This is a genomic window from Bacillus sp. Pc3 (genome assembly GCF_000815145.1).
GTDB classification, from domain to species: domain Bacteria; phylum Bacillota; class Bacilli; order Bacillales; family Bacillaceae; genus Bacillus; species Bacillus velezensis.
Genome location: NZ_CP010406.1, coordinates 1,423,017 through 1,441,931, shown reverse-complemented (window position 1 = coordinate 1,441,931; position 18,915 = coordinate 1,423,017). Strand labels below are relative to the sequence as shown.

Sequence of the window (18,915 nt, the reverse complement as noted above, 5' to 3'; positions counted from 1 at the left end):
AGCATACATGGGTTTTTTCAGAAATCAGTTAGCAAATGTGGTGGAATGGGAAGAATTCAGAGACGACATGGTTTTCTATAAATGGAACAACCGTGAAATTAAAAAAGGCAGCCGTCTGATCATCCGGCCGGGACAGGATGCCATCTTTTTATACAACGGGAAGATTGAAGGGATTTTCCGTGATGACGGCGATTATGATATCGAATCAGAAATCATTCCGTTTCTATCTACACTAAAAGGGTTTAAGTTTGGCTTTAACAGCGGCATGCGGGCTGAAGTGCTGTTTGTGAATACGAAGGAGTTCACCGTGAAGTGGGGCACAAAAAACGCTATCAACATTCCGGCGGCAGGTATGCCGGGCGGTATGCCGATCCGCGCAAACGGCACATTTAACTTCAAGGTCATTGACTACATCGGATTGATTGATAAGGTTGCGGGTGTCAAAGACAGCTATTTAGTGGAGGACATTAAAATCCGGATTACGTCTATTCTCGATCAGCTTTTGATGAAATGGATCACCAGAGAAGGAAAAGACATGTTCAATCTGCAGTCGAATTCCTTTGAAATAGGAAAAGGGATTCAAGAAGATCTTGATATGCAGCTGATCGGAGACGGCATGTCGATTACGGGCTTCAATATTATGAGCTTTAATTATCCGCAGGAAGTTCAGGATATGATTACGAAAAACGCTTCTTACGGCATGGTGGGCGATGTGAACCGCTATCAGCAGATTTCCATGACGGACGGAATGTCATCCGGCAAAATGAGCGGAAGCGGCGCCGCCTCAGACATGGCAGGCATGATGATGGGAATGAATGCGGCAAATCAAATGATGAACCAAATGAACCAAAATCAGCAGAACCAGCCGCAGCAAAATCAAAGTCAGCAGAATCAGGGGACGGCACCGGCGAACGGCTCGGAAGGAGCGGCTAAGCCGAAATTCTGTCCGAACTGCGGAACGAAAACGGAAGGCGCGAATTTTTGCCCGAATTGCGGACAGAAGCTTGCGTGACGATATACGAAAAAGAGGCCTTTTTTGGGCCTCTTTTTCTTGTCATGATTTCATTGTTTGAACGATGAGGGATGTCAGCGCTTTTGATCCCTCAGGTATGAGATGGACGCCGTCCGGTGTGAAGTATTCAGGGTGCTGCAATGCTTTTGCGTGCCAATCGACAAGCGTCACATTTTTCCGTGACTCGGCCTGCCGGCGCAATGACTCGTTTACTTTGCTTTCCCACTGCCGCGGCACACGTGTGTTGACAAGATAGATATCGGCTTTTGAAAAGGAGCTGATCAGTGATTCAATTTGGCTGTTTGTGAAATAGCCGTTCGTCCCTAACTCGATGATGACCGCTTTGTTCGGCTGATTAAATGACGCATATTCCGAAGTGAGCTGGAGTGCTTGAGAGACTTGTCTTCCTACCTTTCCGTCGATGGTGACATGAGGGAGGGACTGCCGCAGGTATGACGCAATGTCCAGCATCACCGAGTCACCGATAGCCAGCACGTCTTGCTGAGGCTGTGTTTGTTTTGGATCAGCCGTTTTTTGAGATGACCGTTCCTTTTTCTCTTCGTTTTTCTTTGTATTTGATTTGTCTGTTGGTTCTTTCTTGTTTGTGTCTGACGCGGTGTCTGTTTTTTCGCCGCTGTGTTTTTTCTTGCTGTCATCTTCTTTTGCAGGCTGATCGTGATCGGCCGTTTCTTGCTGATCATTTTGCGCGTACGTCCATTGCGGCTGTTTTTTCTCTTCGGCTATTCCTGACAGCCCGCCCGCAAATACGAGAATGGCGGCAAGAATGAGGCCGAGCGACATTCTGCTGATGACAGAGGACGTCTTCCATTCCAAAAAGCGGTTCAGAAACACGCGGCGTAAAAATGGCCGGAAGCCCGCAGTGCGGATCGGCTGTTCAATGAAATGGTAAGATAGCTCGGCAAGAATGAAAGTGGCGCCGATTCTGACGGCGCAGTGCCAATAAACCGGATTTCCGATTTCCTGCACGGGTGTGCTCAGTACGATAACCGGGTAATGCCAAAGATAGATTCCGTATGATCTCGTTCCGATCCAGCGAAGCGGCTTCCATGAAAGAACATGTCCCAAAAAGCTGCTCGGATGGCATAAACATGCGACAAGAACCGCTGCGGTGATACTGATCAAAAGCATGCCGCCCTTGTACAAGAAGGGTTCATATTCATCCGTGTAAAAGACGCAAAGCAGCAGCGCGGCAAAAGCCGCAAGCTCCGTCCCGTGAAGCAGGTGTTTCATGCTGCTCGGCAGCCGTTTGGAAGATAATCGTTTCATCGGCCACACTAAAGCTAAAGCGCAGCCGATCAGCAATTCAAATGAGCGGGTATCCGTCCCGTAATAAACGCGGCTCGGATCTCCGCCGGGCACATACATCATACTCATTACGACTGCCGAACATAACGCGAGGAACATGACCGCGGCCGCAAGCCGGGCCCGTGTTTTACATATGTACATTCCCGCAAGCAGCAGGAAGGGCCATATGATATAAAACTGTTCTTCAATCGCCAGCGACCAAAGGTTTTTTAATGGCGAAGGGGAGCCGAAGCTGTCGAAATAAGAAAGCTGATGAAAGATAAACCACCAATTGCTTATGTAAAAAAGTGAGGAGACCGCATCCCCGCGTACGGTATGCAGGAGCTCGCTGTTAAACAATACGACCCAAATGACCGTCGTGATAATCATGAGATAAGCCGCCGGCAGAAGCCGCCTGATCCGGCGCACCCAAAAATCACGCAAATCAAGGGTGATGGCATTGCCTTGGGCAGGCAATATAATAGATGTAATTAAATACCCCGATAAAACAAAAAAGATATCAACACCAATGAAACCGCCGTCGGCCCAGTTAAAATTCAGATGATATGCGATAACTGCGAGGACGGCAAAGGCGCGAAGTCCATCCAGTCCGGGAATATAGCGGTGATGCAGTGACTTGTCTGACATGGTATTCCTCCAATAATGTGTGCGGAAATTCTCGCTGTTTTGCGGATGGCTATGGCAGATTTCTGTACAGTCTTCCATTTGTTCCGTTAATTAGACGCATTCGGAAGGGGATTTTGTTTCAGAAAAAATGAATGAAATGCTGTGATTTTCTTAAACTTTTCAGCCCCCGTCCGGCGTCTGTTATATGAAAAGGGTCCCTTGTGCATCTTGGCTGTTGCGGGACGAAAGAAAAAATCCATGATCTGCGGATATCATGGATTTTTTTCTTTCTTTATCTGATGTAGCGGTCTCCGACAAGCAGCTTGGAGATGACGGAGGTCGGTATTGTAAACTCTGTAACGCCCATATATCCGGGTGCCGCTTCGTATTCATCAAATGAGATGACAAGTTTGTGCTTATCTGTAATATAAAAATTCTGGTCGGCGCGGATGGCTTTAAAAGGCTCCGACATATCATTATCTTCGACCCAGTATATTTTATTCGGATCTTCTTTCATCTGTTTTTTCATTTGTTCTTTAATATTTTCGCTGATGACTTTAATATAACGGTCATCTTTAAATAAACTCTTTAACGTAAGCACGGCCTCATTCTTTTTATCAATCGTGATGTAACGGCTTTGCGTATAAGATGAAGCTTGTGTTTTTTCGATATCACGGCGGATTGAGATCAAATCCGCTGTGTCAGTAACGGTTTCATAATCGCTGTAAATACTGAGGTGGCCTTTTTTGCTTTTTGAGGTCGCCTTCATAAATTCCTGATACAGCTCTTTGCTTTCTTTCATATAATGCCGGTTGATGCTGTCTTCGAGTTTATGATCGGAAAGGCCGGACAGAGCGGGCGTTTTTACATCAATGCTTGATTGGTTCTTTTCTTCCTTCATCTCCGTGAATGTGATGGCTTGGACGACTTTGCCGATGACGGGGATTTTAGACATGGCTTGTGCGGCATCCGGATTGATATTGACAACGGCGGTAAATAAGACGGCCGCAGCGACTGCCGCGGATGTCGGCCACATCACGATTCGTTTTTTCTTCGGTTTTTGCTGAAGGGCTTTTTCGACAATGCTGTCCAGTTCCTTAGGAATGGGTACGCTTTTATACTCTTCTCTTAATTGTTCTAATCTCTTTTCCATTAAGAAAGATCCTCCTTCGTCAGCTGAATGCGCATGAGCTTCAGCCCCCTGTAAAGGCGTGTTTTGACGGTGTTGATGTTTTCCCCCGTGATGTCCGCGATTTCTTCTAATTTCAGGTCTTCAAAGAAACGCAGAATGATAATGGTTTTATATTGATGCGGCAGGTCATCAAGCGCTTCGTGAAGGTCTGTGTCTTTGTAGTGATCTTCCTTTCCGCGGCTTAAAAACTCGATCGTTTCATCGTCCATCACTTTCAGTTTTTTCTGTTTGCGGAGAAAATCAATGGCCGTGCGCACTAAAATTTTATAAAACCAGCTTTTGATCACATCGGGGTTTTTGACGGATTCGACCGATGTCAGCGCTTTTTGAATTGATTCTTGAACAATATCTAACGCGTCATCCTTGTTCTTTACGTAACTGTACGCCAGCCGGTAAAAGTCTTCCTTGCGCTCAGTTATGCACGTCACAAGCGACGCTTTGGCTGTTTCGTTCTTCATTGCTTCAAAGGGCTCCTTTTTTTAAAATACGTATCATAGGCTGCTGCCTAAGGATAGACGGGACAGGGTGAAAAATAGTTTGCGCAGAGGGGATCATTTTTAAAAGGAAAAGGAAGGAAAGACGATGAGATAAAAAAAAGAGCCGGAACGGCTCTTTTTCGGATGTGTTGATATTCAGCTGAACGGTTTAGTTCGGTTTGACTAAGATTTTCACTTGGTTTTTCTCTTTGATTAAAGCACCGAAGCCTTCTTCAATCAGATCGTCGAGCACGATTTTTTTCGTGACGAGCTTATCTGCTGAGAAGTACCCCTCTTTCATCAGTGCAAGAACGGAAGGGAAGATGTCACGGTATCCGATAATGCCTTTTACGGTCCGTTCTTTGATGACGATATCGTTCGGATGAATTTCCGCTCCTTTTTCCCAGATGCTGACGATAACCGTTTCACCGGCAATGTTTGTTGACTGGATCGCCTGGCGGAGAACGACAGGAACGCCTGTTACTTCATAAGAAACATCAACGCCGCCGTTTGTGCGTTTAGCGATTTCTTCAACGACATCGTCCGTTTTTGACGGATCAATGATGATAGCGCCGAGTTCTTTCGCTTTTTCCTGACGTTCCGGTGAAAGTTCAACCGCGTAAATATCTGTGGCGCCGGCCGCTTTCAGGGCTTCAATCACAAGCAGCCCGATCGGTCCGCAGCCAAAAACTGCCGCCTTGTCGCCCGCTTTTAATTTGCTTTGGCGGACGGCGTAAAGCGCTACCGCTGACGGCTCAACAAGTGCGCCCTGTTCGTAAGAAAGCTCTTCAGGAAGCTTAAACAGCAATTCTTCGTCAACGGATACATATTCAGAAAATCCGCCGCCGCCTCCGGCTAAGCCTAAGAATCCCATTTGTTCATCAAGGTTATAGGCTCCCTGATGTCCGTGTGTGGCAAAAATCGGTTCCACGACGACACGGTCGCCGACGCTGTAATTTTTGACGCCTTCGCCCACTTCAACGACTTCTCCTGAGAATTCGTGACCCATCGTGACGGGCGCCATTTCGTTTGTTAACGGATGAGGTTTGCCGACCGGAATAAAGATCGGGCCTCCCAAATATTCATGAAGGTCGCTTCCGCAAATCCCGCACCATTTGACTTTAATTTTGACTTTACCCGGTTCTGCTTTAGGTTCATCAATGTTTTCGATTCGAATGTCTTTTTGATTGTGCCATCTTGCCGCTTTCATTGATTATCACTCCTAGTCTGATTGAAACGAGTATAGGTACATGATCAATATGAACCACGGTTAAAAGGAATAAAGTGCCTGCTTCCTAAAGCCTGATTTTTCTCAAAATATATCATATTATGCAACTATCAATAGGCCTTATAAAAAGTCCATATTGAATGCAGAAATACTCTATGAATATTATAACGCTAATGAATTAAATTTTGTAGTATAATTTACCATGGAATTATATAGAACAGGTAATTGTGCCGTCGTTATGTGCATGTCTCATCACGTTGTAATGAACATGTAAAGTGATTGAAATATTATAATCGTCTTCTTGGTGTATAATTTTGCCTAGAATAAAGAATCAGGAGGACGAAAGCTTGAAGAAGTTATTCTTAGCCTTATTGATTTTAGCAGGAAGCACGCTGGGAGCGATCAGTTACTCTTCTGATGCAAGTGCTAAAAAAGTGAACGGTAATATTACATGGTATAATGGAGTCGGTAAAAAAGGATCTTCCGGTAAAAAACTGGGACACTGGGATTGCGCGACAAAATTAGGATTTGACGTTCCGAGAAACGGAACGAAAATCAGAGCTTATGCGAAAGCAAAACCGAAAAAGGTTATCACCGTATACAAAAATGATGTAGGCCGTCTGCCGAATGCCGTATTGGATGTCAGCCCGAAAGCGTTCAAAGCGCTCGGATATCCATTAAGCAAAGGAAGAGTATCCGGACACTACAGCTATTAAAATAGACCATCTTAAAAAGCAAGGACACTGATTCTTGCTTTTTCTGATTGACGGAGAGATTGATAATGAAGAAGAAACGATGGATCTGGATGTTGCTGGCTGCCGTTTTGGCGGCGGCGGTCATCGCGTCCGTTTTACTGATTAAAGGAAAAAGCGACGGCGGCGGGAAAGCCGTTGTCTCCGGCGGCCATGACAAGCTGCTTGTTTCCATTACAGACAAAGATCTGATGACGAAATATTACGAGGACGGCCGCGTGCTGTACGAGGAAAAGCTTTCGGCATATCCGGCGTTTGCGCTGGATGACGCCCATCAGGTGCTCTATTTTGTCGGGAATAATGACCAAAATGAGATGCGTCTCTATAAGCTTGATCTGAAGACGAAAAAGAAGACGGTGCTTTATAAAGGAACGGCAAGCGCTGACAGTCTGTTTTTATCAAAGGATCTGACGCACATTTATTTCCGTCTCGGAAAAGCGGATGAAGATATTTTCCGTCTCGCATCTTTTGATTTGAAAACGAAACGTTATGAAAATCTGTATCCCGCCGCCGATGAGAAAGACGACAGTGTGAGCAGCTTCTTTTATAACCGCAGCCAAAACGATTTTGCGCTTCTGCATTATTCCGTAAAAGAGGATTATCAAAAAACGGATGAGGCAAATGAGAAGGGGATTGACCCTGAACCGACGAATATCCGGTTTGCAGCAGGAGCGGGCGAACACCTTCAGGATTTGACAAACCTTGAACAGTTTATCAGCGACGTGGCGGTGTCACCGGACGGAAAGAACCTTGTCTTTACATCTTATACACAAAAAGGGATGGAACAAAAAGCGTCCATCCGTCTGATGAATGTCAAAACGAAAAAAGATGAAACGATTATCTCAAACGGGAAGGACTTCGCTCCGCTGATTGATGCCCAGCCTCAGTTTTCTAAAGACGGCAGCATCATTTATTTCATGGCGGAAGCAAAAGGCGCTAAGCGTCTGAAGGATGAAACGGGGCGGAATGCGAAGGTCCGGACCATTTATGCTTATCATTTGGATACGAAAAAATGCGAAAAAGTCTGGGAAAATGACAACGGCATTATCAACAGTTTTTCCGTCATCCAATCATGAAAAAAAACACTCAGCGCCCGCTGGGTGTTTTTTAATGAACAAAGCTGGCTGCGGCTGAGGCGAGCCATTTGAAAAAACGGAGAATCGGAACGGCAAAATGAAGCGTTTCGATGAATGACTGTGCGGCAAGGTTCATTTTCCGCCGTTTTGCCATTTCCTTCAGATCTTTCTGCTGCCGATCGTTTTTCATGTTCAATGCTCCTTTGCATCATAAAAGGACATGATAACGCAAAGGCCTCTCATGAGACATGGAGGCCTTCTCTATGTTGAGACTCGTAAAAGGGAGGTCTAACTTGATGCCGTTTGGTTATTGTTTTGGAGATTTACCAACGAACGGACGCCGTCGATCATTTTACTGCCGCAAAGGGGGCAAGTCGGGGTATCACTGCCGGCAAAATTCTTTCTGCTCCAGCCGATACAGTCCTCTTTTGTGCATTCCCACGTACTGACATCTTCTTTAGGCAGCGGTTCCTGATTACGTTTGTTGTAGTAAGACATAAAGTCACTTCTTCCCTTATGAATTTTCGTGCACTCCTTCATTGTCTCATACTTTTTCCTAATCTCCTAATTCCTTTTTCTATCCAGATTTCCAATGAGGGTGCATCGTCTTCCTGTTATTACAGTATATGCAAATAAGTGTCTTCTTATTTTTTCTTTTTGGATAAATAAAAAATCCCCTTCTCTAAAAGGGGGGATATTTGTTTACTGCTTATTCGTGACGTCCATCGGTCTCATCATGTCGTAATCTTCATGTTCTAGAATATGACAGTGCCATACGTAGCGTCCGCTGTAAGGAGCGAAGGTCGCCGCGATTCTGATGACCTCTCCCGAGTGCGCCTGCACGGTATCTTTCCAGCCTTTTTCACTTGGAGGAGGCGGGACGGCGGGGCCTGTATACACAATGTCGCCGAATTTGTTATAACGCTCTAAGTCAAAAGGACGCCGGTCAAGGATTTGGAAGGAAACAAGGTGCAGGTGTATCGGATGGGTTCCCCCCATCGGATTGATAATCGACCAGATTTCCGTTGTGCCGAGCTTCGGCGCTTCTGTCACAGGATCATGCCATCGCTTGTTATTCAGCGTCAAAACGGGCCGGCCGTATTTGTCTTGCGTATTTGTGAGTTTAAGCGTCCTGATATTGTGTATTCTCTTTGATGTCACATTAGGCATTGTTGAAAGATATTTAGGCTTCCGGCTTGTGTCTGCTCCCTTCAGCGGTTTTGTGACGCGGAATTGCATCACATTGGCGTCTGTATCCGGATCGGCGTCGCCCCCGCAGCCGGTGCCGTTCGTTAAAATGATATGTTCTCCGTCAAAGGCGGAGAAATCGATGAGCACATCATACCGCTCTGCCGGGGCTAAGCTGATAGATTGTGTTTTGACAGAGCGGGGAAGCAATCCGCCGTCAGAACCGATTTGAATAAACTTCCCGCCGTTATTGAGCGAGAGAGAAAATGTTCTCGTATTGGAGGCATTAAGGATACGGAAACGATATGTCCGCGGTTCAACTTCCATATACGGCCACGCTTTACCATTGACGAGAATGGTATTTCCGCAAAAAAACGGGACGATGGAAGGGTCGGGCAGCGTTTCGGAAGGGTTAGCAGGTCCGCTCGGGTAAGACAAGGAACCGTCGTCATTTAATGTGCGGTCCAAAATCATAAGCGGTACGTCATACTCTCCGGAGGGAAGCTTCAGCTGCTTTTCTTTTCGCTCGCGAATGATATACATCCCGGCAAGCCCGGCGTACACATTGAGCCTCGTAATCGCCATGGCGTGATCGTGATACCATAACAGAGCCCCGCGCTGTTTGTTTGGATAATGGTATACCTCTCTCTCAAAATAAGGACCCGTTTCCTTAAAATCCTTTGTGAACCATGCTTCCGGGTAGCCGTCGCTGTCCGGCGGCGTTGCTCCTCCGTGTAAATGGACGACGGTTTTGACATCGGGTTCCTGATGGCCGCTTTCTGAATGGTGAATGGTATGATCCACGGGCAGAAAATGCTTATCCGGAAGGTCATTCATCCATTTAATATAGACGTTTTCATCTTGGTTCACGTCGATCGTGGGGCCCGGAAATAAACCGTTATACCCCCACAGCCGGGTCGGCGGGAGATCGCGGTGCAGCTTGTGAAAGCATTCCTTCATGGTGACTTCATAATACGTGCTGCCGTCTGATTTCTTCTGCGGCTGGAGTGTTTCGATAATCGGCAGTTCATCTGCAAATTTTTCTAGAGCCATTTTTCATCCTGTCCTTATCATTTATTGAAATCCTGTACTACAGTTAATGCTGCCTTGAACAGGTTGGTTAAAAAAACACCCGCCCTTTTTTGAGGGGGGTGTTTGCGGTTATTGCGCAATCCGGCTTTCGGAAGCGCTCTCTTTCGGTTTTTGTTTTTTGCGGAATACATATGAGGCAAGTACCAGCAGAGTAATAAATCCTGTCAGTAGAAATTCAGACCGCATTGAACTGATAAACAGCATAGATAACAAGATGGCGCAAATGGCGATGATCGTCAGGTAGGTTAAGTACGGATAAAACCACATTTTGATTTTAAGAGATTCAGGGTTTGTCCGTTCGATTTTCTTTCTCATTCTCAGATGTGAGACGGCGATGACGAGATAGACGAGCAGTGCGATCGCCCCTGATGAATTGACCAGGAACAAAAATACGGAGTCGGGAGAAAAGTAGTTCATAACAACGGCAATATAGGAGAAAAAGGTGCCGGCGATAATGGCTTGAACCGGTACGCCTCTTTTGCTCAGTTTCATAAAACGCCGCGGCGCTTCATTTCGCTCTGCCAGTGAATACAGCATCCGTGACGTCGTATAAAGCCCGGAGTTCAGGCAGGACAGAACGGCTGTCAGGACGATGAAATTCATGATTTGAGCGGCTGCGGGAACCCCGATATGGCTCAAAACGGCAACGAAGGGGCTTTCCAAAATATTGGCTGAATCCCACGGCAGCAGTGTGACCACAACCGCAATGGAACCGACGTAAAAAATAATGATCCGCCAAACGACTGAGCGGGTCGCCTTTGTGACGGATTCGACCGGATTTGACGTTTCTCCCGCTGCGATTGCGACGATTTCAGATCCCATGAAAGAAAAAATGACAACGACGATGCCGAGCAGTACGGAACTTGGACCTTTAGGGAAAAATCCGCCGCTGCCCGCCAGATTTTCCAGCCCGACCGGTTTGCTGCCGGGGACGATTCCGAAAATGAATGCAAATCCCGCGATTAAGAAGACAACGATCGTCGCTACCTTCACTAAGGAAAGCCAGTATTCAAATTCGCCGAACGATTTAACTGAATAAATATTCGTCAGTGTTAACAGCACGGTCAGAAGCAGACTCGTCAGCCATAGCGGAATGCCCGGGAACCAGTACTGTATGATTCCGGCGCCTGCAATGGCTTCAATGGCAATGACGATGACCCAGAAAAACCAATACAGCCATCCGATCGTAAAACCGGCCCAAGGACCGATGGCATCATGCGCGTACTGTGAAAACGAACCGCTTGTCGGGTTGACGGAGGACATTTCCCCCAGCATTCTCATAATAAAAATCACTAATAATCCTGCTAAAGCGTAGGAGACAATCGCTCCGGGTCCGGTGGAATGAATGACGGATCCGCTTCCGACAAATAATCCGGCGCCGATCACGCCGGCAATTGAAATCATAGTCATATGCCGGGTTTTTAATCCCTTAGATAAAGAGTTAGGCTGATTCATTCTTTGCCTCCTTTGGTTTGTTTATGCTGAATATTCCGACAAGTATTATTCTATCATAAATGCCACAGACAGTTGAAAATGATGTAAGAAAATATGACATTTTTTTCTCATCCGTACAGCAGAAGGTGCCGGAAGGAAAAGAAATAATTTCTGTTATTTCTGTGTTTTATTGGTTTTGAAAATAATTCCATGAACGTGGGTTGGCGAGAATCCTTGATACGATTGGGATGAGAGGGGTTTTGTGAATGAAAATAAGTTTCCTGAGTGCATAAATGTTCTATGCTTACTATTTTTCTGTGGAAAGTGAATCATGTTTCTATAGACCCACTGTGTCCTCGCTTTGTATGATAATGAAGGAAAAATTGAACGGGAAGGAGGATTTTCAGTGGAGAGATATCATGAATTGAAAAAAGGCGAAACCGGAGCGATTGTCAGTATTGGCGCATATGCGGCATTGTCGGCTGTGAAGCTTGTGATCGGTTATTTGTTTCACTCAGAAGCGCTTCAGGCCGACGGTTTAAATAATGCGACTGATATCGCGGCATCTGCGGCTGTTTTCATCGGTTTGCGCATCTCTCAGAAACCTCCTGACGAAGATCATCCTTACGGCCATTTTCGGGCGGAGACCGTCGCGTCACTCATCGCTTCCATTATTATGATGCTTGTCGGAATGCAAGTGCTGTTCAGCGCCGCGCAATCTATTTTTTCCGTTAAAGAGGAAACGCCGGATATGATAGCCGCCTGGACGGCCGCGGGGAGCGCCGTCGTGATGCTGATGGTCTGCCGCTATACGAAAGGGCTTGCCAAAAAGGTAAACAGCCAGGCCCTTTCAGCTGCGGCCGCTGATAATAAATCAGATGCGCTCGTCAGTATCGGCACGTTTATCGGAATTTTTGCTTCACAGTTCCATTTGGCTTGGGTGGATACGGTTACCGCGTTTATCATCGGGTTGATCATCTGCAAAACCGCGTGGGATATTTTTAAGGAATCCTCTCATTCGCTGACTGACGGTTTTGATGTCAAACATATTTCTGATTACAAAAAGACGATTGAACAGATTGCGGGCGTCAGCCGTTTAAAAGATATTAAAGCGAGATATCTGGGCAGCTCCGTTCATATTGATGTCGTCATTGAAGTGCCGTCAGATCTGAACATTAAAGAGAGTCATGAGATCGCAAATGAGGTAGAACGCAAGATGAAAGAGGAACATGCCATTGACCATTCACACGTTCATATGGAGCCTCTCCAGCTGAAATAAAGCTTCCTTTCTAAAGGGAGCTTTTTCCTTTTTCAGACTGGAAACAATTCGCTGGAAACGTTTTTTTATACTGTTTATATTTTGTGGTAAAGTTAGGTTACGATAATTGAAATTTGAGAGATGACTAGGAGGAGAAGAATGGCTTATAAAGAAGAGCTGCATCCGCTGCTGGAGAAAGCCGTTGAGCATATTGAAAACATCATCATAGGAAAACGGGATATCGCCATACTCAGTCTGGCCGCCATTCTCGCAAAAGGGCATGTGCTGCTGGAAGACGTGCCGGGAGTCGGAAAAACGATGATGGTCCGCGCTTTGGCCAAGCTGATCGGAGCTGACTTTAAGAGGATTCAGTTCACGCCGGATCTTCTGCCGTCAGATGTGACGGGTGTCTCTATTTATAATACGAAAACGATGGAATTTGAATACCGCCCTGGACCGATCATGGGGAATATCGTGCTGGCTGATGAAATTAACAGAACTTCTCCGAAAACGCAGTCTTCCCTGCTTGAGGCAATGGAGGAAGGGAATGTTACGATTGACGGAAAGACAATGCGGCTGGCTGAGCCGTTTTTCGTCATGGCCACACAAAACCCGGTTGAATATGAAGGAACGTATCCGCTTCCCGAAGCCCAGCTTGACCGGTTTTTATTTAAGCTGCGCATGGGCTATCCGACTGCCGAGGAAGAGCTTCAAGTTCTGTCTTTGCAGGAAGGGCGCAATCCGCTTGAAACAATCGAGCCCGTCATTTCTAAAGAACAGTTTATCAGCCTTCAGCGAAAATTGGAGCAGGTGCGGGTGGATGATGGAATTAAAGCGTATATCGTCGGCATTACTCAGCATACCCGCCGGCATCCGTCCGTACATCTGGGCGTAAGTCCGCGCGGTTCAATCTCATTAATGAAAGCCGCGCAGGCGTACGCGCTGCTTCATGACCGCGATTACGTCATTCCTGATGACGTCCAGTATTTGGCTCCGTATACGCTGCCGCACAGAATGATCTTGACCGCCGAGGCGAAATTTAACGATGTGACCCCGGAAGCGGTTATAGAAGACATCATGCAAACGGAAAAAGTGCCCGTCCAAAGGATGTCGGTCCGCTAATGAGAAGGAAGATGCATTGGCTTCTATATGGCTGGAAGCTGCTTATGTTGGCCGTACTGACAGCGGCTGTCTTTTCTTATGCCATGTTTCAGGGCGGATTTGTGAGCTGGTTTTTATTTTATGCGTTTTTGCCGTTTACCGTTTACGCCGGGCTGGTCGCTGTGTACCCGCTGCGGGCGTTTCAGGTGACGCGTGACGTGTCCTCCGCCCAGTTAACCTCAGGCGACAGGCTGTCTGTCACCATCAGGCTGACGAGGCGCCTGCCGTTTCCGCTGACATATATGGTCATTGAAGATGTGATGCCGGAAACGCTTGGCGAGAGGCGCAGTGCGAAACAGCTCGTGTTTCCGTGGTTTCAAAGGAAGCTGACGTTACAATATGAGCTGCCGCAGGTGCCGCGCGGAGAGCATCATTTACATACGATAAGAGTGCGGACGGGAGATGTTCTCGGGCTTTTGGACAAGACGGCGTCGTTTTCCGTTACGGATACGGTTCTGGTTTTCCCGGCGTACGGGTCTGTTCACTATAAGCCGCAGGCCGCATCCGGAGAAGAGGGGGCGGCTGCCGGCGCTCCGTTTCAGGTACACCGCTCCGCAATGGCTGCGAGCGTCAGAAATTATCAGCCGGGCGACCGGTTTTCCGCACTTGACTGGAAAACATCAGCGCGGCGAAATGAGCTGATGACGAAGGAATTTGACCCGCTGCAGAGTGTGAATATGACTCTCCTTTTGGACTGCAGGCCGTCCCCATCGTTTGAAGCCGCGGTATCAGCTTCGGCATCCCTGCTTTACACGGCGCTTGTGAAGGGCTCTCCCGCAGGATTTATTTCATTGGGGAGCGACCGGACCGTATTTCCCGTCCGGGAGGGAGACCGGCATTTCAGAAAGATGCTGCGTTACCTGGCATCAGCTTCAGAATCGGAAGAAGCCGATGCAGGCGGGCGTTTAGGAAAAGAGCTGGCGGATCCGCGCGTCCGCAAAGCTTCCATTGCCGTCGTGACGGGCAGTCTTACAGAAGACCTTCTCAAACAGGCTGAGCCCGGCCGTGCTGACATGACGGTGTTTTTGGCGAAAGAAACGAATGCCGCGCTTTCGGAGAAAGAACGGAAACTCGCTCTCATCTTCGCTCAAAAAAATATTAAGGTGCAAATGATCAGGGACAAACGGGTGTCCCATGTTGTTTAGAAAGAGAGGTGGCGCGCCATGCCGCATGACGAGAACCAGGGAAGCAGGCTGAGTCTGCTGCTGTTTTATTTTCTCGCTTTTTTATTGTTATGGGAATGGCTCAGGCCGCTGCACAATTTTACAGATACAAAACATACCGGTTTTTTCATCGTTTTTATCGGTTTGGCATTTCTGCTGTCATTCTTCCGGATGAGGTGGTACGTCACCGTGCCGTCCTGCATTCTGTTTACGTTGATCAGTATTCACATCCTGTTTTATAAAGGTTCGGTTTTTCAGCCGGAATGGCTCGTTTCTTTTTTGCGGGACGTGATGCAAAATGCCCGCCACATCGGGTCCGGAAGATGGAATGACATGAATCCGTCATTCCGCACATTGCTGTTTTTTGTGCTTTTATGGCTGCTCGTGTATTTGCTGCATTACTGGGTGATCTATCAGCGGAAAATATTATTCTTTTTTATCATGACGGTGGCGTATATCACCGTGCTTGATACGTTTACTCCTTATGATGCCGCGTACGCCGTCATCCGGATCGTCTTTATCGGCTTTTTGATGATGGGGCTTTTGTATATGGAGCGCATCCGGCTTACGGAACACATAGCGTTTAAAAAAAGATTGATACTCAAATGGTTTCTGCCGCTGATGCTGTTTATCTGCGCTTCCGTCGTGTTCGGTCTGGCGGCTCCGAAATCAGACCCGAACTGGCCGGACCCCGTGCCGTTTCTTAAAAAAATAACAAACCACAAGGAAGTGCCCGCCGCCGAAAGCAAAATCGGCTACGGCAATCATGATGAAACATTGGGCGGCCCTTTTCAGCAGGATGATACGCCGGTTTTCACATGGAAGGGAAAAGAACGGGCGTACTTCCGGGTGGAAACGAAGGATACATACACGGGAAAAGGCTGGGTGGAGACCGATCAGGGCATGTCCTATAAACTGAACGGCGGCAACGTGGAAGATATATGGTTTGACCGGAGTGTGCAGACGAGACGGTATACGGCACAGGTGTCCATTGATGAAAATTATCTCTATAATCACGTCATGTATCCGATCGGCGTCTCCAATATTAAACCGAAGCACTCGATTCAGCTTGAAATGAACGGAAACACCGAGCAAATTACGCCGGTCAGTGAACAAGTGGGCAACATCCGCAATATGGGACGGTACACGGTGACTTTTCAGGCGCCCGTCTTTAAGCTGAATGATCTCAGAAAAGTGAAAGTGAAACGATACCGTGAGCAGAATCAATTCAATGACCGGTATTTACAGGTCCCCGACAGCCTTCCGAAAAGAGTGAGACAGCTTGCGGACAGACTGACGCGGGATCATCATAATATGTTCGATAAAGCGAAGGCGATCGAGGATTATCTCGGATCTTCCGCATTTTCGTATAATACGCAGGATGTCGCGGTTCCGGAGCACAATCAGGATTATGTCGATCAATTTCTGTTTGAAACGAAAAGAGGATATTGTGATAACTTTTCATCGGCAATGGCTGTGCTGCTCCGCTCTGCGGGAATCCCCGCCCGTTGGGTGAAGGGCTATACATCCGGCGAATATAAAGGGGCAGGCGACCATAACGGCCACATTTATGAAGTCACAAACAACAACGCCCATTCGTGGGTGGAAGTGTATTTTCCCGATCAGGGCTGGGTGACGTTTGAGCCGACAAAAGGCTTCACCAATCCGACGGAGTTTACGTCAGAGCAAAATCATACCGCGGCAAAAGACAGCGGAGGCTCAGCGGGAAATTCGGATGAACCGTCTGACAAGCAGCGTCAGGAAACAAAGCCGGAAAAAGAGGAAAAGCCGAAAAAGCGGGATCACAGCGCGGCACCGCAGCCTGTGATCCGCAACAAAACCGCGGCACAGCTGTGGCCGTATGCAGCCATCGTCATCGTGATTTCAGCCGCGGCGGCACTCGCCTGGCTGTTCCGGGCGCGCTGGATTCCGCACGTTACAGCAGCCAGATTGAAGCGGCGTACGGATGAAGACGTCTTTTTCGACGCATATGCCGCGCTGCTCCGCCAGCTGAAACGAAAAGGGTACAGCAGGGGAGACGGAGAAACGCTGCGCGATTTTGCCGCGAGGGTTGACGAGGCGCACCATACAAACGACATGTCCGAGCTGACGCTGCGCTATGAGCGTGCGTTATACCGCAGCGATAATGCCGCAAAGCTTTGGAATGAATCGGGACAGTTGTGGGAAAATATAATTAAAACAAGATAGTCTTGACCGCATATCGTCCTGTTGTTAGAATAAATGAATGTTAAATGGGAGCCCGGGAGCGTTAAAAAGCCGGGCTTCCGTACAAGTCTTGCGCGACAGAGGGCTGAACGTGTGTCCTCCGTTTTTTCTGTGTCAAAAACTTAGAGGAGATTAGGTGACAACCATGACGAAGTTAGTGAATGAAATGATTCTTGTTCTTGATTTCGGCAGTCAGTATAACCAGCTGATTACCCGCCGGATCCGTGAATTTGGCGTATATAGCGAGCTGCACCCCCATACGTTGACAGCTGAGGAAATCAAAGAAATGAATCCAAAAGGAATTATCCTTTCAGGCGGACCGAACAGTGTATATGATGAAGGATCTTTCCGCTGTGACGAAAAAATCTTTGAACTCGATATTCCTGTATTAGGCATCTGCTACGGCATGCAGCTGATGACTCATTATCTCGGAGGAAAAGTCGAGGCGGCAAGCCAGCGCGAATACGGAAAAGCCAACATTCAGATTCAAGGAACTCCTGACTTGTTCAAAGATCTTCCGGAAGAACAAGTTGTCTGGATGAGCCACGGCGATTTGGTTGTAGAAGTTCCAGAAGGCTTCACTGTTGACGCAACAAGCCATCACTGTCCGAATTCAGCGATGAGCAAAGCGGACAAGAATTGGTACGGCGTTCAGTTCCACCCGGAAGTGCGCCACTCTGAATACGGCAATGATCTTCTGAAAAACTTTGTATTCGGCGTTTGCGATTGTGAAGGCAAATGGTCAATGGAAAACTTTATCGAAATCGAAATGCAAAAAATCCGTGAAACAGTCGGAGACAAGCAGGTTCTTTGCGCGCTAAGCGGCGGTGTTGATTCCTCTGTTGTGGCTGCTTTAATTCATAAAGCGATCGGCGACCAGCTGACTTGTATTTTCGTCGATCACGGCCTGCTTCGTAAAGGCGAAGCTGAAGGCGTCATGAAAACGTTCAGCGAAGGCTTTAATATGAATGTCATTAAAGTTGATGCGAAAGACAGATTCTTAAACAAGCTGAAAGGTGTTTCTGATCCTGAGCAAAAACGCAAAATCATCGGCAACGAATTCATTTACGTGTTTGATGATGAAGCGGACAAGCTGAAAGGCATCGATTACCTTGCGCAAGGAACGCTTTACACGGATATTATCGAGAGCGGTACTGCAACGGCGCAAACGATCAAATCGCATCACAATGTCGGCGGACTTCCTGAAGATATGCAGTTTGAACTGATCGAGCCGCTGAACACCCTTTTCAAAGACGAAGTGCGCGCGCTCGGCACAGAGCTCGGCCTTCCGGATGATATCGTATGGCGTCAGCCGTTCCCGGGCCCTGGACTTGGCATCCGCGTACTCGGCGAAGTAACGGAAGAAAAACTTGAGATCGTTCGTGAATCAGACGCGATTCTGCGTGAAGAAGTGGCGAACCACGGCCTTGAGCGCGACATCTGGCAGTACTTCACGGTTCTTCCTGACATCCGCAGCGTCGGCGTCATGGGAGATGCGAGAACGTATGATTACACAATCGGTATCCGTGCCGTAACATCAATTGACGGCATGACATCTGACTGGGCGCGTATCCCTTGGGATGTGCTTGAAGTGATTTCGACACGGATCGTCAACGAAGTGAAACACATCAACCGCGTCGTGTATGACATTACGAGCAAGCCGCCTGCAACGATTGAGTGGGAATAGTCAAAAGAAGCTTAGAATCCTTGGTTTATAAGGGTTCT

General features: G+C 47.4%; 16 protein-coding genes. 8 read left to right on the top strand and 8 right to left on the bottom strand.

The window, feature by feature from the left end; translation table 11 throughout:
* Nucleotides 1-7 precede the first annotated feature (7 nt).
* Complete coding sequence (locus tag SB24_RS06570; protein WP_007408873.1) at nt 8-1,012, top strand: SPFH domain-containing protein; 1,005 nt, start codon at nt 8-10, stop codon at nt 1,010-1,012.
* 42 nt (nt 1,013-1,054) lie between these two features.
* Here SB24_RS06570 and SB24_RS06565 read toward each other — a convergent pair whose 3' ends face one another.
* The 4 genes from SB24_RS06565 to SB24_RS06550 all read right to left on the bottom strand — a co-directional run bounded on the left by SB24_RS06565 (nt 1,055) and on the right by SB24_RS06550 (nt 5,822).
* Complete coding sequence (locus SB24_RS06565) at nt 1,055-2,965, bottom strand: acyltransferase family protein (RefSeq protein WP_039252506.1); 1,911 nt, start codon at nt 2,963-2,965, stop codon at nt 1,055-1,057.
* A gap of 271 nt (nt 2,966-3,236) precedes the next feature.
* Nucleotides 3,237-4,097 carry an anti-sigma-V factor RsiV gene (gene rsiV / locus SB24_RS06560; RefSeq protein ID WP_015416955.1) on the bottom strand — a complete coding sequence of 287 codons (861 nt, stop codon included), beginning with the start codon at nt 4,095-4,097 and terminating at the stop codon, nt 3,237-3,239.
* Nucleotides 4,097-4,594, bottom strand: a complete 498-nt coding sequence (locus SB24_RS06555) for an RNA polymerase sigma factor SigV (RefSeq protein WP_003155802.1) — start codon at nt 4,592-4,594, stop codon at nt 4,097-4,099. The genes rsiV and SB24_RS06555 overlap by 1 nt, the downstream gene beginning before the upstream one ends.
* 187 nt (nt 4,595-4,781) lie before the next feature.
* Nucleotides 4,782-5,822, bottom strand: coding sequence for a 2,3-butanediol dehydrogenase (locus SB24_RS06550; protein WP_007408876.1), 1,041 nt, complete (start codon nt 5,820-5,822; stop codon nt 4,782-4,784).
* Between the two features lie 365 nt (nt 5,823-6,187).
* Here SB24_RS06550 and SB24_RS06545 point away from each other — a divergent pair, with 365 nt between their 5' ends.
* Together SB24_RS06545 and SB24_RS06540 are read left to right on the top strand one after the other, a co-directional pair.
* Complete coding sequence (locus tag SB24_RS06545) at nt 6,188-6,556, top strand: RlpA-like double-psi beta-barrel domain-containing protein (protein WP_007408877.1); 369 nt, start codon at nt 6,188-6,190, stop codon at nt 6,554-6,556.
* 65 nt (nt 6,557-6,621) lie between these two features.
* Entirely contained in the window at nt 6,622-7,668 is a 1,047-nt protein-coding gene (locus SB24_RS06540) for a TolB family protein (RefSeq protein ID WP_039252501.1), read from the top strand.
* 31 nt (nt 7,669-7,699) lie between these two features.
* Here SB24_RS06540 and SB24_RS20200 read toward each other — a convergent pair whose 3' ends face one another.
* The 4 genes from SB24_RS20200 to gabP form a co-directional block, all read right to left on the bottom strand.
* Nucleotides 7,700-7,858 carry a hypothetical protein gene (locus SB24_RS20200; RefSeq protein ID WP_003155794.1) on the bottom strand — a complete coding sequence of 53 codons (159 nt, stop codon included), beginning with the start codon at nt 7,856-7,858 and terminating at the stop codon, nt 7,700-7,702.
* A gap of 98 nt (nt 7,859-7,956) precedes the next feature.
* On the bottom strand, nt 7,957-8,166 hold the full coding sequence (locus SB24_RS06530) for a cold-shock protein (protein WP_007408879.1): 210 nt from the start codon (nt 8,164-8,166) through the stop codon (nt 7,957-7,959).
* A gap of 204 nt (nt 8,167-8,370) precedes the next feature.
* Nucleotides 8,371-9,909 (bottom strand): outer spore coat copper-dependent laccase CotA, encoded by a 1,539-nt coding sequence (gene cotA / locus SB24_RS06525; RefSeq protein ID WP_039252495.1) that lies wholly within the window; start codon nt 9,907-9,909, stop codon nt 8,371-8,373.
* A 108-nt stretch (nt 9,910-10,017) separates the two neighbouring features.
* Complete coding sequence (gene gabP / locus SB24_RS06520) at nt 10,018-11,403, bottom strand: GABA permease (RefSeq protein WP_007408881.1); 1,386 nt, start codon at nt 11,401-11,403, stop codon at nt 10,018-10,020.
* A 385-nt stretch (nt 11,404-11,788) separates the two neighbouring features.
* Here gabP and SB24_RS06515 point away from each other — a divergent pair, with 385 nt between their 5' ends.
* The 5 genes from SB24_RS06515 to guaA all read left to right on the top strand — a co-directional run bounded on the left by SB24_RS06515 (nt 11,789) and on the right by guaA (nt 18,877).
* Nucleotides 11,789-12,661, top strand: a complete 873-nt coding sequence (locus tag SB24_RS06515; RefSeq protein ID WP_039252494.1) for a cation diffusion facilitator family transporter — start codon at nt 11,789-11,791, stop codon at nt 12,659-12,661.
* 138 nt (nt 12,662-12,799) lie between these two features.
* Nucleotides 12,800-13,762 (top strand): AAA family ATPase, encoded by a 963-nt coding sequence (locus SB24_RS06510; RefSeq protein ID WP_039252491.1) that lies wholly within the window; start codon nt 12,800-12,802, stop codon nt 13,760-13,762.
* Nucleotides 13,762-14,946, top strand: a complete 1,185-nt coding sequence (locus tag SB24_RS06505; protein ID WP_039252488.1) for a DUF58 domain-containing protein — start codon at nt 13,762-13,764, stop codon at nt 14,944-14,946. Before SB24_RS06510 ends, SB24_RS06505 begins: the two co-directional genes overlap by 1 nt.
* An 18-nt stretch (nt 14,947-14,964) precedes the next feature.
* Nucleotides 14,965-17,172 carry a DUF4129 domain-containing transglutaminase family protein gene (locus SB24_RS06500; protein ID WP_039252484.1) on the top strand — a complete coding sequence of 736 codons (2,208 nt, stop codon included), beginning with the start codon at nt 14,965-14,967 and terminating at the stop codon, nt 17,170-17,172.
* A gap of 163 nt (nt 17,173-17,335) precedes the next feature.
* On the top strand, nt 17,336-18,877 hold the full coding sequence (gene guaA, locus SB24_RS06495) for a glutamine-hydrolyzing GMP synthase (protein ID WP_007408887.1): 1,542 nt from the start codon (nt 17,336-17,338) through the stop codon (nt 18,875-18,877).
* Nucleotides 18,878-18,915 lie beyond the last annotated feature (38 nt).